We start from the raw sequence: 15,693 nt of genomic DNA, 5'->3' as shown, positions 1-15,693 counted from the left end.
GGCCAAGATACTTGACGGGTAGCCGTCTGGAACAATAGCTCGGTGCCTGGGCTCTTTTAACAAACACAAACCCCTACTCTCTCATCATCAGAGTAGGGGCTTGTTTTTTGACAATTTAAAGTGCTGATTTCTTCCCTCCATAACCCCATTCCTTTCTATTTAATCCTCGTCTCTCCCACGCAACTTAGCTTACAATGAATCATAGTAGTGTTACTAAAGGTGTGCTATGAGTGAATTTAATACAGCCGAGTTGTTTCCTCTTGGGTTAACCCTCTTTGGTACTCTGGGATTTTTATTCTTAGGTTGGCAAGCTTTGCAAGCTTTGAAGAAATAGCAAAATACTTTTCAACAGCTTTTTTAAATAAAAAAATTAATTTTTCTAGCTTTAACTAAAGCCGCTGAGGGAGAAAAGAATTGAGTTAATTGTTTCCCCCACATTTTATGCTGGTAGCAGTTATCTTTAAACCGGCAACATTTGCGCGAATACAAACCAAGCATTTATTTTAACTGAAAGTGTAGGGCCGGCATCCCACCGGCCTTTCAACCATTTTGTTTTAGGGTGTAGGCGTTTTCTCCTTATTACCTTGCTTATCTTTTGCCGGAATTGTTGATTCTTTCTCCTTCCCAAGCGGCTTACTTTCCTCTGACTTCTCCTCCGATTTTGGCTTAGCTTCTTCCTTTTTCCACTCAGAAACCGGCCTATCCACCGCATTCTGAAAATCCGCCGGCACCAACACCACATCTAACGCTTTCGACACATTCGCAGGGGGATCAACTTGAGCATACAAAAAACTCTTATTAAAATCAGGCTTTCCCAAAACTAAACGGTGACTTTGCTGATTTTTTAACCTCACTTCCACCGTCGCCAAAGGCGCATCTAACCCGTATTCTTGCCGCTGTTTTTGCGGTTCACTCATTGTAATTTTGCGGTCAAACTTGGCCGAGGCAACTAAATTCAACAAATACGCTACCGACGCATCCGAAGCCGGGATTTTATCATTATTCGCCACCGCTGCCGGAGAAGTCGTCAACACTTTAGCAGCAGAAGGCGCTTCACAAACCGCCGATTTCTTATCAGTTTCTTTCGGTGCCGGTGCCTCACAAGTTGAAGAAACAGGTTGCATCACCTGCAACATCCATACCGGCTCTTTTTCACCTTGCCGGTCAAATTTCAACGTTTGTTTCTGCGTGGTTAACGTCACAGCTTGCACATCACTTTCCTTAAACTTAAAAAGTTGCTGCTGTTCTGCCTTCACCTGCTCTCTCTTGGGAGATCCTTGCACTTCATAGAAATAAACAAAACTACCCAATAGCACCGCAGAAACCATCAAAATCAACGTAGTTTTCTGTATCTTCATAACTCAATAGCTTTGGTTTTTAAGGTTTGGGAGGTTTGGTTGTTAAACCCAACCTCCTTTAAATTTAAAATTCAACACAATCACCGGCGGCTCCACCACAAAAGCCCAGCCGAAAGTAAGCCAATCAACGGCAAAATAGCCACAGCCATCCACCCTAAAATTAACCCTTGCTGGGCCGTTAAATTAATCCGCCGATTCGTTACTTCCTTCGGACGAATTGATAGCAACTGGGCCTCTTGATTGCTCAACCATCCAACAGAATTTAGAAAAATATCACCATTTAAACCCTGCTCAAACGCCCCATCGCTGGTAAAATTTGAATTTCCAATCACCACCAAACGTGACTCCCCAGAAGATACCTCTGGCTTTTGATTAGCCGCAGGTGATTCTATTGCTTTTGGACTTGGTGATGGCGTTGGATTAGCAGATGGCTTTTCCGTCGGTGCCGGGGAAGATTTCGCAGCCGGCTCTATTTCAAACCCAGCCTTACGAGTTAGCGCGATACCCAAAACCAAAGGCCCTTTCTTATCACTATCCTCATTAAAAGTTAAAGGTTGTTTCTGAGGATTACTTTCTGCCCAACTGCGCTCATTTGTTACTAAAATAGGTGTTTGTTCTATTCCTTCAATCGCACGAATTTCTAAAGGACGGGCCCCACGAAACACCGAATAATCACCCTGAAAATCTTTCGTAATTGGATGTTCCCCATAGGTTGTAATTAACGGTTCCGCCGGCCCAAAACCAATCCGCTGACCAATCCCAGACGCATCAATCACTAACCGATTATCCAATTTCACCCCCCAATCTTCCAGCAAACTACCTAACTTTGGATCAACCTGCGGATCAACCATCACCATCAAACTCCCGCCCCGGTTCAAATAATCCTCTAACGCCTTAATTTCTCCCTCAAATAACGCTTTATCCGGGCCGGCAATTATAACAGCCTCCGCATCCTCCGGCACTTGTCCTTTCTCAGCTAAATAAAGCGGCTCACTGCTAATATTTTTGTTTTGTAAATTTTTCACCGCTTCCGAAATTGCACCCTGACCGGCACTCAAAGAATGCTCCCCATGACCTTGTAAAAAATAAACCTTTTTCGTGCCAGTGCTCGTAATTTGTGCAATTCCATTCGTTAGTCTTGATTCTGTTAACCGGCTTTGCTGATCCACATTCATCAAAAACTGCTTCCGCTCTCCTGATTGCAAATGCACTTCCCCAAACTGTGTCACACCATATTGCTGTGCCAACGTCGGCGACGCTTGCGGATCTACATACTCAAAACTAAAATTACCGCTATTTTCTCGACGATAATTTTCCAGCAATTCTTTATCAGGAGGCACCGGCCCCCGGTCAAAAATCCACACCTTCACCGGCTGCTTTAAACTTCTCACTAACTGCCGAGATTGTGCCGCTAAAGTGTACTGCTGATTTTCCGTCAAATCTACCCGCACCGGATAGCGAACCGCCATAAAATTAAGCAAACCTAAAATCAGCAAAACCGATAGTGTTGCAGCCAAAGCATTCGTCCCTGCAACCGTCGATCTTTGACCCCATAAAGAATCACCATCATTCATTTGCAATACAAACCACACACCCAAACTCACAATCCCAGCAACCACTAAACCAACCGGCACCGGCACCCAAGAACCCGAAACCACACCCGCCGTTAGCCCCATTAAAATTAACACAGGGCCGGCCCAAAACGCATATTTCCAATATTTATTTTTTGTTGCCATTGTCATAACTTTTTGCCCTTCCTTATCTGAAATTTATTTTTCCAAAACTAAGACCGCTGGAAGCGCAAAGCTTCGATAGATTGAGCCGTTAAAAAAATCCCCAACGTTATATAGCTGGCAAACATTACTAAACTGCTCGTATCCACAACTCCGCCGAGCAAATTAAAGTAATGCTTTAACAAAGATAAATGGCCTAAAGCTGCCCCCACCGGCCCACCTACGGCATTTGCCGCCACATCAATCACCCACAAAAACAACACCACAGCAAACGTCAAAATTGCCGACAAAATTGTGCTATCTGTCAACGAAGAAACAAACATTCCCAACGATAAAACACTAGCCGCCAACAACAACAAACCCCCATGAGCAACCAACACCAAAGATATTGGAAAAGCCGGTTTTGCCGCGCTTAAGGCAATGATTTCACAAACCGCTATAGGCAGTAAAAGTGTCGCAAAAAAAGTTACAACACCCAACAACTTACCAATCGCAACAGCCCAATTTGTCACCGGCGAAGTTGCCAACAACTCTAAAGTGCCCCGCTTGCGTTCTTCCGCATATAACCCCATGGAAAGAATAGGCAAAATAAACAAAGACATTGAACCCATTACCCGCAAAAAAGCCTGTAAAAATTCATAAGCAACATCCAGTGGTTGTCCCGTAATTCCCATTTGTTGTTTCTGCACATCTAACATCGCGGCTTGAGAAATAATCCCATCTGGCCCCAACAACAAGGCCACAAAAAAGAACCCAGCAATTAGCCAAAAAATACCCGCTATTGCATAGGCTAAAGGCGAAACAAAATAACCCAGCAATTCCTTCCGATAAATTGCAATTAAATTACCCATGATCACTTTCATTTAATTGATTTCTCCTAAACTCAAAAGTCAAAATTGTTATCTTTTGACTTTCTTATGCCCAAAGGTCTGATTCTACATCATCATCGGTGACTACCTTTTTATCTTCAGAAATTAGATCCGGTGGAGCATCTTCTATAACCTTCTTATCTTCAACACCATTCCCCACCAGATTTTCGCTTTTTTCCTCCGTTGTAACTTCCAAAAACACATCTTCTAAACTTGCTTTGGTGCGCCGCATTTCATACAATCCAACACCGGCACTAACCAACGCAGCCACAATTTCCGGGGCGGGTTCTCTATTTTGCTCAGAAATTATTCGCAATTTCTGGCGATTTTCGGGTAAATTCGCATAAACGGCTTCAACAAAACTCACTCCCGGCAAAGCTTTTAAACTCGGAATAACCATTGCCTCTAAATCTTCTTTCTCTGTTAAATTTATCTCCAATTCATAACCCGACCCGGCACTCAATTGTGCCATCAATCCTTCTGGGGTATCTGTTGCCACCACCCGACCCTTATTAATAATAGCAACACGGCTGCAAGTCATGCTGACTTCCGGCAAAATATGGGTAGACAAAATAATCGTATGTTCCCCAGCCAGACTTTTAATTAAATTCCGCACATCGATAATTTGACGCGGATCTAACCCCACTGTTGGCTCATCCAAAACTATCACCGGCGGGTCATGTACAATTGCTTGAGCAATTCCCACGCGCTGTTTAAAACCCTTAGAAAGTTTGCGAATTAAAACATTTCTTTTCTCTTGTAAATTACAGCGCTTCAAGGCAATTTCTACTCGTTCTTTTCTGTCGCCAGCCGGCACTCCTTTTAAACTGGCCACAAAATACAAAAATGAGCTAACCGTCATTTCTGGATATAACGGCGGCGTTTCTGGCAAATACCCAATTCTGGAGCGAACTGCCATTGAATTTTCGTGAACTTCATAACCTGCTATCCGAGCCGTTCCGTTAGTGGCTGGAAGGTAGCCGGTTAATATTCGCATTGTAGTGGTTTTCCCGGCACCATTCGGCCCCAAAAATCCTAAGATTTCGCCTTTCTCAACAGTAAAACTTACGTCTTCAATGGCGCGAGTTGTTCCGTAGAGTTTGCTTAGACCTTCAACTTCTATCATGTGGATTTTAGATTTTAGATTTTAGAAGGGAGATTTCGGGGGATTTTCTATTTAATAATTTAAGGCTTTTAAATTGGAAAAATCCCTACCAGTGATGATTATCCAAGAGCCGGTCTAGTTGTATCGGAGACTTTTGCCAAACTGGCAATCGGCTCCCAACTAAATACATCTTGCAATAAAGATTTATAACCGGCCACATTTGGATGTAACCCATCATCGCACAAACGCGACCGCCTCCAATCCTCTCCCCGTTCCATCCATAAATCAAAAATATCCAAATAAGGGATCTGCCGGCTTAAACAAGCTTGTTTTGTCGTTTCTTTATAGCGGAACTGATCGGCGAGATTATAGTAAAAAGTATCTAAAAACGGCATTTGCAGTTCATCCACCGGCACCATCCCCACAAAAATTACCGGACACAAGCTTTGTGCTAAATCCAGCAAAACTGCTATATCCTTTTGAAAAATATCTAACTCTGTATAATTTCGTCCATCGGGCCGGCCAATCCGAGCCGAATCATTTACCCCCACTGACAAAATCAGCACATCGGGTACCCGATTACGCAACTCTCCCCGATGGCGGAACTCGATTTCAAGCCTGTTCGCTACTTGACGCACCCGATCTCCCCGCACCCCCAAATTGTATAAAACATGACCCGTATCTCCAGAATACATCCAGCAGCGACGCAACCGTTCTACCCAACCGCCTCCCTCTGGATCTCCATAGCCATAAACCAGACTATCTCCCAACGCGATCACCTTCAGCGGTTGGCTTTTCGCTTTTGGTAACGATTTAGAAACAGAATTTACCAGTGTTTGCATCTATGACCCCCATTTCAAAAACGTTTAAAGAGCCTTATTCTTAGTCAAGATCGCAGCTTTTTTTGTTTCAATTCTTAATTAAAATACAATAATATACATAAACAGCAAATAGGCAAGGCCCATTTCAGCCCGAATCAATACGGAATTCAACACAATTTCTAGGTTGCTTTAACATCCAGAAGGCGCTATAAACTGCTTTCCACCTCAACCAGTGCGCTCGCACGGGATTTTCGCCATTAAACTTTACGTTGTTTCTCTTTTCAGCAGCTTTTCGAGAGGTAATAATAGTTTTACCGAGCTTCCGAAAAATTACGGATATCTATAAAAGATACAAGCTTGAGTATTTTTGTATATGTGTGAAAAAACACATAAGCGATTTTTTGATTGTTGGTAAGCATCTACAACACAGTTTAACCAAACCAATCTGAGGCAAAGGAGAAAGTCATGGAAACCCTAGCGCTCGTTCACTTGACGGTGGCCTACGAAGACCCTAACCCGCCACAACTGCGCTCACTTGATGAGATTAAATTAAAACTTCCCAGTTCAGCTTGGATCGGTCTTGCAGGCATGATTCTCTCACTAATGGTTTTCACAACAGCCCCCGAACAAGCCCAAGCCGCTAGCTGCGGTGGCGGTGGCGGCAGTTCCCATCACGGCGGTGGTGGCGGTGGCGGTGGCAGTCGTCCCGTCAAAGTCTCCACCAATGGCAGCGCACTCCGCATTCGTTCCGGCCCCGGCACCGGCTATGGTGTGATTGGCGGCTTATCCAATGGCACAACAGTTTCCACCACCGGGCGCGTCTCTAATGGCTGGATTCAGCTTTCTAATGGCGGCTGGATTGCCGGCAACTGGGTTGCAAGTAGTGGTAGCAGCGGCGGTGGTGGCGGTGGCGGTGGCAATCGTGTCGCCACCAACGGCAGTGCCTTGTTGATGCGAAATGGCCCAGGCGGTTCTATCATTGGCAGTTTGGCCAACGGAAGCCGCATCTCTTTGACGGGCCGGTATAGTGGTAGTTGGGCTCAACTTAGCAACGGTGCTTGGGTTTCCTCGCGTTGGATTCGCTAATTTTATCAAATCTGATAACTCTAAGCCCCGAAAGAAATTGTGCTGATAACTTTTCCCGGTTTTGTATTCTCGCAAAATCGGGAACTGTCGTTTATTTCATACCTGGATAAGTCAGACGTTGTTGAGGATTTTGTGCAGGAAGCAAACCCATTAAAACTTGTCGCACTTGCTCCCTACTCATCCCTGGTTGAATTTGAGGCCGGTAAAGTGTTTGAATCAAAACTTTATCGATTTGAGAATACTCATTAACATCCGTCCAACCTTGATAAAAAATACTGTTTTCATAGCGAGAAGAATCTCTCATCAAGCCCAAAGATTGAGTTAACTCTTCTCGGATCAGATGAGAGCGTTCTTTTTGCGTCACATCTTCTGTGCTAATCAAAATATTTCCCCTGGTGATGACTTGGTTGTTATTCCAGTATGTCCAAAAAAAACCATAATTAACCGGCTGGTAATTTGACTCATATTCCGCAAATTCCTCTTCGGGAACAAAATAAATTTTCATATTAGGATTATGCTCATCAACACGCAAATAAATACTCCCCTCAGCTAAAAAATTAATTTCCTTGATTACGCTACGAACTGTATTCATATCCTCAAGCGTTGGCGTTCCTTGTACCTGAATTCTAATTTCTCCCTGCCATTTTCTAACCACACCATTAGAGGCTGGAAATTCTGAACCCATTGCGACTTCTAAAAAATAATCAATCTGCTCGGCAGACAAAAAAGCAGACTTTGGGGAAATAGCTTGATAGGCAGTGCGGGAAATGTCGGATTTCAGAAACTCCGGCTGAGGAAATGCTTTAACAGTTAAACCGGTTGTTGTCGCTACCAAGGCAATAGCCGCAAAGATAAAAGGTTGGAGTTTAATCATAATTTTGTCATTTGTCAAAAGTGATTCGTTTTTAGTTGTCATGTCAGGGGTGAAAAGTTTAGGGCGGCGTATGATCCGCCGGCACCAAAGAGTGGGATGGCTCCTAAATTGGTCATTTCTGCTTTAAGCATCCGCACCCTTGAGAGAATAAATTGGCCCAACCACTATAAAGATTTATGCTAATTGGGATTCTGATTAGATATCTCGAAAAACCCACATAAAATATTTACGGCGCTAGAATTGGGAAGTCATTTTTGGAGACGTTAAATTGTGATGGGGAAAAGCAACTTGTGAATTGTCAGTGAGTATTAATCAGGGGGAAAAGCAATGATTATAAATTTACAAAAAACTAGGGACTATTGACAATTCACAAGAGACTATTGACAAAAGACTAAGGACGGGCGAACAAAATTACTGCAATGCAATCCCCACTTCAGGATAAACAACAAGCAACTGGAACAACTAACCGGCAACGACCGGCTGCAATCATAGATTTTTGATATGGCACAATAGAAAGCTAAAATATTTGCAGTGTTAAATCTGGCCAGAGCAGAAACCAACCCATGCACAAACGCATAAATAATATCGACACCACGCAGCTAATGCGAAAAGCAGAAGACTTGATCTGTAATTCTTCTAACCGTTATCGGATCACTGTACAAGTTGCAAATCGCGCCAAACGCCGGCGCTATGAAGATTACGAGCACCCAGACGACCCAATGATGAAGCCGGTTTTGCGAGCCATTATGGAAATGTCCGATGAACTCACTCAACCTGAGATTATCGGAGATTAGGGCTTGACTGCATGGGTTTGAGGGAAAAATCCACGCTCGTTTGTTATTTGAATTCAGATCAAACGGCTTTTTCTCCCTCAAAACGCTGTCTCCCATCCAGAAATTACTTAAATAGAGCATTGACGAATACAAATAAATATGATATAGGCTGTGGAGATGAAAAGAAAAGGCTCAGGAATGGCTAAACAACGGTATTGGAAAATACTAATAGCAGCGGCAACCAGCCTGATGCTGACCTTGGTGGCCGGTGGAGTGGTGCCCCTAAGCGGTACAAACAATACTCCACCGGTATTTGCCCAAAGAATCCCCCTGCAAAACGCAGCCGAACAAGTTTATAAATTGCTGCCGGATTTGCCAACAGAAAACAACTACACGAACCGACAAAGCGGCCAAATCGACAAAACCAACACTCTAGCGAGCCGGTTTATCCGCTATCACTTATTCATTAAAGGCCGGCCGGCCATCTACCGCCTAGACTGGAAACATACTCTAGCCGACTATCTGGGTGTGAACGAACGCATAGAAAAAAGCCTGTATCCGGGGCACGACACTTTGAGAGAGAATCCCATTGAAGGGGATATAGCCGCCATTAGTAAACTAAACCGGGCCCAAAGAGAAATTCTCGTCAATACTCTTGTCGGTATATACAGCCCTAAAACTACGCAAACACCGGCCCCAACCCCCTCAACTAATCAACCGGCACCGCCACCAACCCCAACGCCGCCGGTGGCTCCTCCGGGTACCGGTTCTGACTTGCTGAAATAACGTCATTGGTCAATTGTTATTAGTCATTAGTCATTGGTCAATTGTCATTGGTTTTTTCCTTTGACTAATGACAATCGACAAAGGACACTTTCACAGTTGACTAATGACAATCGACAAAAGATGCCCTCACAATTGACTAATGACAATCGACAAAGGACTTATAAAGCTTTATGGCTACTGTGTACGTTAACCCAAGTACCGGCAAAGACACTAATTCTGGTACTCAATCGGCGCCTTTTAAAACAATTTACCGCGCTCTGCAACAAGCAAGTAGCGGCACGACGATCCAACTCAACCCCGGCACCTATAACGCTGCCTCTGGGGAGGCTTTTCCTGTGGTTATACCGGCCGGTGTTACCCTGCTGGGAAGCGAAACCAGCAAAGGAAGCAGCATCGTCATTGAAGGAAGCGCACCCTACAATAGCCCGACTTTTGGCCGGCAAAATATTACAATTTGGCTGGATAACCAAGCCCAACTGCGGGGAGTTACGGTAACAAACCGCGCCAGTAGTGGCACCGGCGTCTGGGTAGAGTCAACTGCACCCACCATTGTCAACAACACCTTTACCAACTCGGTACGCGAAGGCGTGTATGCCACCGGCACTGCTCAGCCAATTGTCACCGACAACGTATTTGCACAAAACGGCGGAAACGGAATTTCTTTTGTGAAAAACGCCAAAGGAGAAGTGCGGCGGAATGTGTTTCGGGCAACTGGCTATGCTTTAGCGATTGGCGAAAATTCAGCGCCCTTGGTTGCAGATAACCAGATCAGAGAAAATCGCTGTGGGATGGTTATTTCTGGAACAGCAAGGCCGGTGTTACGAAAAAATCTTGTAGAACGGAATACACAAGATGGCATTACTGTCATTGGCACCGCTATTCCCGATTTTGGCAGCAGCCAAGATCCGGGGGGAAATATCTTACGAGATAACACGCAATTTGATTTACAAAATGCGACATCAAGACAGCTTATTTCTGCCGGCAATCAAGTTAACCCTGTCAAAATAAAAGGCGATATTGATTTAGTTGCCAATGTGGTGCCGGCACCTGGGCCAACACCGGCTCCCACGCCAACACCCACACCTATCCCCACGCCAACTCCGACACCTATTCCCACCCCAACACCCACGCCCCGCCCCACGCCCAGTCCGTCGCCTAGCCCCATCCCCCCCACAGGCTTAACGGATATTAGAGGTCATTGGGCCGAGGTATTTATTAGCGCAATGGTCGCCAAAGGCTTTATTACTGGCTTTCCTGATGGAACATTTAAGCCCCAAACGAATTTAACTCGCGCTCAATATGCGGCGTTGCTGGCGAAAACTTTTAATCTTCCTGCTAAAAGAACGGCGACGGTTTTTTCAGATGTACAGGCTTCTTTTTGGGCAGCAACAGCAATTCAGAAAGCAAGCGAAATGGGGTTTATTTCTGGTTTTCCTGACAAGACGTTTCGCCCAAATCAAAACTTAACACGAGTCCAGGCAATTGTGTCTTTGATTAATGGTTTGGCGCTGGTTGGTGGCAACCCAAATTCGCTGCTTGTATATAGTGATCGGGCTCAAATTCCCAGTTATGCAACCGATGAGGTGGCAACTGCAACCGAGAAAAATATAGTGGTGAATCATCCTTATTTGGAATCCCTTAATCCGCTGCGCGATATCACCCGTGCAGAAATAGCGGCGCTGGTTTATCAGTCGTTGGTGGCGGTGGGACAAGCTGAGGCGGTTAATTCAAGTTACATTGTGGTGGCCGGTTAGCCGGTGTTTGGGTTCTGAGTTTGCGCTGTTGACCCCTAAGATGGGATGATAGGGTTGGCATTATCAAAGGTTTAATGGCGCAATTATGGCTCAAATACAGTTTTCCAGAGGAATCATCGAAGATGTGGTGCCGGATGTTCGTCTTACGCGTTCAAAGGATGGCAGAAACGGCACCGCTACTTTTTATTTTCAAGATCCCAAAGCTCTCGCCCAAGAGAGTACCGATGAGATTACTGGGATGTATATGATTGATGAGGAAGGGGAAATTTCAACGCGGGAAGTTAAGGCAAAATTTGTTAATGGCAAAGCTTCCGCCCTTGAGGCAATTTATGTTATGAAAACGCCTGAAGCTTGGGAGCGTTTTATGCGGTTTATGGAGCGTTATGCTGAGGAAAAGGGTTTAGGCTTTACGAAGTCTTCGTGAGGTGGAAATACATCGCCAGCTAAGGACTCCTCGCAAGGGGAATTAAGAATTTTTTTCTTAATTCTCGCTTGTTTAGGCAATAATAAGTATTAAAAAAATTGGATAAAATTAATAAATTATCGTTGGAAACGGCGTTAATTTGTGCTTTTTTAAATAAAGAAAATTTCTGCGGCGCTAATCTAAAAATTTATGCCAACTCCTCACCCAGACACAGAAAAAATCAAGGTCAATTGTGCAGTAATTACGGTTAGTGACACGCGAACGCCTGAAACTGATCGAAGCGGGCAGTTAATTCAACAGTTGCTTACACAGGCCGGCCATTTAGTGACGGCTTATGCAATTTTAAAAGATGAACCGATTTTGATTCAGGCAAAGTTAGAAGAGTTGAGCGGTGTTTCTGATCTGGATGTTTTAATTTTTAATGGTGGCACCGGCATCGCACCGCGAGATACTACTTATGATGCCCTTGCGGGATTGTTAGACAAAACTTTACCCGGATTTGGGGAGATATTTCGCTGGTTGAGCTACCAGGAAATTGGCTCGCGGGCGATGGCTTCGCGGGCAATTGCTGGGGTTTATTCCCAGAAGATTGTGTTTTCAATTCCGGGGTCTTCGGGAGCGGTTAAATTGGCACTAGAAAAGTTAATTTTACCGGAATTAATTCATTTAGTTGGGCAGTTGAATCAAGGTAAAAATAGCTGAAATTCATGGGGATGGAAAAGAAGGGTGCGAGGAGGTGTTATTAGAAAAAGTAGGGGCAAAGGTTGATTAATTTTTTATTAATCAATTTGCCAAAAGTTAATGCTTTTATCAGCACTGGCGCTAATGAGGGTTTTGTTATCGTTAAAAGTAAGGGATAAAACTTCGCCGGTATGCCCGATGAGGGTGGTTTTTAAGAGTGCGGTGTTTAAATCCCAAATTTTGATGGTTTTATCGGCACTTCCACTGGCAAGAAGTTTTCCATCGGGGCTGATGGCAATGCAATTTACCCAGTCGGAATGTGCTTGTAGGTTGGTGGAAAGTTGGCCGGTTTCTAGGTTCCAAATTTTGACGCTATGATCGCGGCTTGCAGAGGCGAGAAATTTGCCATCTGGGGAAAAAGTTATTTCAAAAACAGAGGCGGTATGTGCTTCTAAGGTTTGGAGAACTTTCCATTTTGGCAGCCAGCCAGTGGTGAGTTGCCAAAGTTTGATAGTGTTGTCGCGGCTGGCGGAGGCGAGGGTTTTGCCGTCTGGACTAAAGGCAATAGAAAAAACGGCGTCTTGATGTGATTCAAGGGTTTGTTTGAGGCTGCCTTTTTTGGCATCCCAAATTTTGATTGTGCTGTCGTAGCTGGCGGAGGCGAGGCTTTTTCCGTCTGGACTAAAGGCGAGGGATGCAAGCCATTGTGTATGACCGGCCAGGGTTTTTTTGCAGGTATTGGTGTTGAGATCCCAGAGGTTTATTTGACAATCATCGCTGCCACTGGCTAGGGTTTTTCCATCGGGACTGATGGCTAAACATCGAATTTCATCTGAGGGGCCGGTGAGGGAGTTTTGGCGGCGGTAAGTGTCTGTATCCCACTGCTGGATGGTGCTATCTGCGCCGGTGCTGAAGAGGATTTTTTTATCCGAGCTTAAGACTATATCATAAACAGAGTCTTCGTGGTAAATAAGGCTTTTAAGGCATTTTAAGGGGAGAGTTTCAAGAGTGGTATTTAAGTCTTTAACCAGTAAGTCATTGCTATAAAAGCCTGTATTTTTTTCGGCGAATATTAAGGGCTGCGTGGGCAATAAATTTGCTTTATGGAAGTTATATTCTGGCTGCATTTCTTTCATTTTTATCTCCGGGTGCTAGGTAATAAATGGTTTTGAGAAGCTTTTTTCAACCCAGGGCAAGTCTGACAAGAGGGATTTGGTCTTTGTTTTACTTTAGCTCAAGGTTTGGATCTTTCGCCCTTGAGAATGTTGCAAAATATTTCTGATTGGCTAAGAGGATATTTTGATGGGGGTTGGGTTTTTGTAAGGTTTTATTACAATTATTCTGGCTGGGCAACATAAATAAGATGTCACCGACTCGTAGCTGTGGTTGTAACTGAGTGTGCTGGCGGTTTTTCTACTCTTTTAGTGTTCCCGATAAAATAAATATTCTCACATATCGCCCCTGATTTAATTTTTATTCGCTGAGGGGGAAATCGTTGTTTGGGCCACAAGCCGCTGCTGAAAATCTCTCTTGGAGGAGAGCTTTGACGAGGCCGATTGATAGATGCGGTTGGGTAGGGGAAATCACCGGCTGTTATTTTTATGTTAAAGATTTGTTTTTTTAGAGGGAATATTTGAACGGTTTTCTAATCTGTGTGGTATAATTAGCCGATTGATTAGGGTGGGTTAATAAAGATTTTGTTGTTAAGCTTTTTTAAGGTCAATTTTTGCTAGGAAAACTATGCAAGTAACTCAATACCTCCATACGGCTATTTTGGTGAGTGATTTAGAACGCTCTGCGGATTTTTATAGCGGGATTTTGGAATTGAAAAAAGTTGAGCGGGTTCTAAAGTTTCCGGGGATTTGGTATGAAATTGGCGATTGTCAAATTCATTTAATTGTGGCTTCAGAAGTGCCGGCGGATCGGGTTGATGAGCAAAAGTGGGGACGCAATAGGCATTTGGCTTTACGAGTAGAAAATCTGGAAGCGGCAAAAGAAAAATTAGTTGCTTGTGGGTGCGAATTTCAGATGAGTGCTTCTGGACGACCGGCTTTATTTACAGAAGACCCGGATGGGAATATTATTGAGTTGAGCGAGTGAGGGGTTTTGGTAAAGTTTAACCATAATAAAATTATTGCTTATTCCTATAGTGACCCGCTCCTAGAAACTTTACCTGCTCCTGAGATGTGGGGGTGGGAAGTTGATAAAATTTATACTGATTTAGGGGAACGAACGCAACTCAAGCAACTTTTTAAAGATTGCAAAAAGGAGGGGGCGGAGTATTTATTAATTCGCCGGTTAGAAGAATTAGGGGATACGGTGCAAGAAGTTTGCGAAGTTTTGGCGAAACTGGAATTGTTAGGGTTAAAAATTGTTGCCATTGAATCGGAGTTTATAATTCAAGAAGAAATTAAACGTTCAGATTTGTTGAAATTTATTAGTGAAATTCAGCAAAATCAACGCAGCCGGTTGATTCGCCAAGGGCACGCTCGCAACCGTATCAAGGCTTTACCGCCACCCGGAAAACCGCCTTACGGATATCGGCGTTCTAAAGACCGTTATGTGCTAGATCGCAGTGCGGCGCCGGTGGTGAAAGATTTTTTTGAACATTTTTTGCTTTATGGTTCTTTGCGCGGTGCGGTGCGTTATTTAGAGCAAAAATATGGTAAAAAAATTTCGGTAGCTACGGGGCGGAAATGGTTAACAAATCCGGTTTATCGAGGGGATTTAGCCTTTAAAAATGGTGAGGTAATTTCTAATACTCATTTGGCGATTATTTCACGGGAAGAAGCGGCGCAGGTGGAGCGAATTTTACGCCGCAATCAATCTTTGCCACCGCGTACTGCCAGTTCTCCTCGTTCGCTTTCTGGGTTGGTGGTGTGTGGAAATTGTGATTCGGCGATGACGGTGGTGCGGGTAACGGCGTATCGCAAAGAGCGAGAATATCTTTATTTACGTCCAACAAATTGCCCGAACCGGCCTAAGTGTAAATCGATGCTTTATGAAGAAATTTTGAAACAAACAATTGAAGCAATTTGTGAAGATTTACCCCGTGCAGTCGGGGGTTTAAAAATGCCGCGTCGGGAGGGTATGAAAGAAAAATTATGTGCTGAAATTGAAGCGAAACAGCAAATTATTGCACAGTTGCCGGCGCTGAGGGAAAACGGAATTTTAGATAGAGAAACTGAACAATTGCGAACTTACAAACTCCGCACAGAAATTGCTGAGTTGCAAAGCCAAGTTTCCCAACTGCCACCCGGAAATTTACGCGAAATTGCTCAGGCGGTTTCACTAGAGCAGTTTTGGCTAGATTTGTCAGAATCAGAGCGTCGGTTTTATTTTCGAGAATTTATCAGCCAAGTGGAAATTATCCGTGAAAATGGTAGCTGGAAGCTACGAGTTATTTTTATTTTTTAAGCTGCTTTTTCT

At 44.1% G+C, this 15,693-nt stretch carries 15 protein-coding genes; 8 read left to right on the top strand and 7 right to left on the bottom strand.

Annotated features, from left to right (window positions below; translation table 11 throughout):
• Nucleotides 1–554 precede the first annotated feature (554 nt).
• The 5 genes from NG798_RS23725 to NG798_RS23705 all read right to left on the bottom strand — a co-directional run bounded on the left by NG798_RS23725 (nt 555) and on the right by NG798_RS23705 (nt 5,907).
• Complete coding sequence (locus tag NG798_RS23725; RefSeq protein ID WP_261226189.1) at nt 555–1,358, bottom strand: DUF4340 domain-containing protein; 804 nt, start codon at nt 1,356–1,358, stop codon at nt 555–557.
• A gap of 80 nt (nt 1,359–1,438) precedes the next feature.
• Nucleotides 1,439–3,100 carry a Gldg family protein gene (locus NG798_RS23720; RefSeq protein ID WP_317619633.1) on the bottom strand — a complete coding sequence of 554 codons (1,662 nt, stop codon included), beginning with the start codon at nt 3,098–3,100 and terminating at the stop codon, nt 1,439–1,441.
• 41 nt (nt 3,101–3,141) lie between these two features.
• Nucleotides 3,142–3,954, bottom strand: a complete 813-nt coding sequence (locus NG798_RS23715; protein ID WP_261226188.1) for an ABC transporter permease — start codon at nt 3,952–3,954, stop codon at nt 3,142–3,144.
• A gap of 52 nt (nt 3,955–4,006) precedes the next feature.
• Nucleotides 4,007–5,086, bottom strand: a complete 1,080-nt coding sequence (locus tag NG798_RS23710) for an ABC transporter ATP-binding protein (RefSeq protein WP_261226187.1) — start codon at nt 5,084–5,086, stop codon at nt 4,007–4,009.
• 98 nt (nt 5,087–5,184) lie between these two features.
• Nucleotides 5,185–5,907 carry a GDSL-type esterase/lipase family protein gene (locus NG798_RS23705; RefSeq protein ID WP_261226186.1) on the bottom strand — a complete coding sequence of 241 codons (723 nt, stop codon included), beginning with the start codon at nt 5,905–5,907 and terminating at the stop codon, nt 5,185–5,187.
• 444 nt (nt 5,908–6,351) lie between these two features.
• On the opposite strand from NG798_RS23705, the gene NG798_RS23700 reads away from it, so the two are divergent.
• Nucleotides 6,352–6,972 (top strand): SH3 domain-containing protein, encoded by a 621-nt coding sequence (locus NG798_RS23700; protein ID WP_261226185.1) that lies wholly within the window; start codon nt 6,352–6,354, stop codon nt 6,970–6,972.
• 91 nt (nt 6,973–7,063) lie between these two features.
• Here the strand turns inward: NG798_RS23700 and NG798_RS23695 are convergent, their stop codons facing one another.
• Nucleotides 7,064–7,846 (bottom strand): DUF2927 domain-containing protein, encoded by a 783-nt coding sequence (locus NG798_RS23695; protein ID WP_261226184.1) that lies wholly within the window; start codon nt 7,844–7,846, stop codon nt 7,064–7,066.
• A gap of 563 nt (nt 7,847–8,409) precedes the next feature.
• Here NG798_RS23695 and NG798_RS23690 point away from each other — a divergent pair.
• The 5 genes from NG798_RS23690 to NG798_RS23670 all read left to right on the top strand — a co-directional run bounded on the left by NG798_RS23690 (nt 8,410) and on the right by NG798_RS23670 (nt 12,285).
• Nucleotides 8,410–8,640, top strand: coding sequence for a DNA-directed RNA polymerase subunit omega (locus NG798_RS23690; RefSeq protein WP_261226183.1), 231 nt, complete (start codon nt 8,410–8,412; stop codon nt 8,638–8,640).
• 177 nt (nt 8,641–8,817) lie between these two features.
• Nucleotides 8,818–9,405 (top strand): hypothetical protein, encoded by a 588-nt coding sequence (locus NG798_RS23685; RefSeq protein WP_261226182.1) that lies wholly within the window; start codon nt 8,818–8,820, stop codon nt 9,403–9,405.
• A 170-nt stretch (nt 9,406–9,575) separates the two neighbouring features.
• Nucleotides 9,576–11,159 carry a DUF1565 domain-containing protein gene (locus tag NG798_RS23680; protein ID WP_261226181.1) on the top strand — a complete coding sequence of 528 codons (1,584 nt, stop codon included), beginning with the start codon at nt 9,576–9,578 and terminating at the stop codon, nt 11,157–11,159.
• Nucleotides 11,160–11,244: 85 nt separating this feature from the next.
• Nucleotides 11,245–11,583: a photosystem II reaction center protein Psb28 gene (gene psb28, locus NG798_RS23675; RefSeq protein ID WP_261226180.1), complete on the top strand. Its 339-nt coding sequence runs from the start codon at nt 11,245–11,247 to the stop codon at nt 11,581–11,583.
• A gap of 189 nt (nt 11,584–11,772) precedes the next feature.
• Entirely contained in the window at nt 11,773–12,285 is a 513-nt protein-coding gene (locus NG798_RS23670) for a molybdenum cofactor biosynthesis protein B (RefSeq protein ID WP_261226179.1), read from the top strand.
• Nucleotides 12,286–12,362: 77 nt separating this feature from the next.
• Here NG798_RS23670 and NG798_RS23665 read toward each other — a convergent pair whose 3' ends face one another.
• Nucleotides 12,363–13,400 (bottom strand): WD40 repeat domain-containing protein, encoded by a 1,038-nt coding sequence (locus tag NG798_RS23665; protein ID WP_261226178.1) that lies wholly within the window; start codon nt 13,398–13,400, stop codon nt 12,363–12,365.
• A gap of 604 nt (nt 13,401–14,004) precedes the next feature.
• On the opposite strand from NG798_RS23665, the gene NG798_RS23660 reads away from it, so the two are divergent.
• Both NG798_RS23660 and NG798_RS23655 read left to right on the top strand, forming a co-directional pair.
• The gene (locus NG798_RS23660) at nt 14,005–14,364 is read left to right on the top strand and encodes a VOC family protein (protein ID WP_261226177.1); all 360 of its coding nucleotides are present in this window, start codon (nt 14,005–14,007) and stop codon (nt 14,362–14,364) included.
• Nucleotides 14,365–14,448: 84 nt separating this feature from the next.
• Nucleotides 14,449–15,681: a recombinase family protein gene (locus NG798_RS23655; RefSeq protein WP_261226191.1), complete on the top strand. Its 1,233-nt coding sequence runs from the start codon at nt 14,449–14,451 to the stop codon at nt 15,679–15,681.
• The last annotated feature ends 12 nt before the right edge of the window (nt 15,682–15,693 follow it).

This window comes from Ancylothrix sp. D3o, assembly GCF_025370775.1.
Lineage (GTDB): Bacteria > Cyanobacteriota > Cyanobacteriia > Cyanobacteriales > Oscillatoriaceae > Ancylothrix.
The sequence above is the reverse complement of the archived record's forward strand: the minus strand, read 5'-3'. Positions and strand labels throughout refer to the sequence as shown.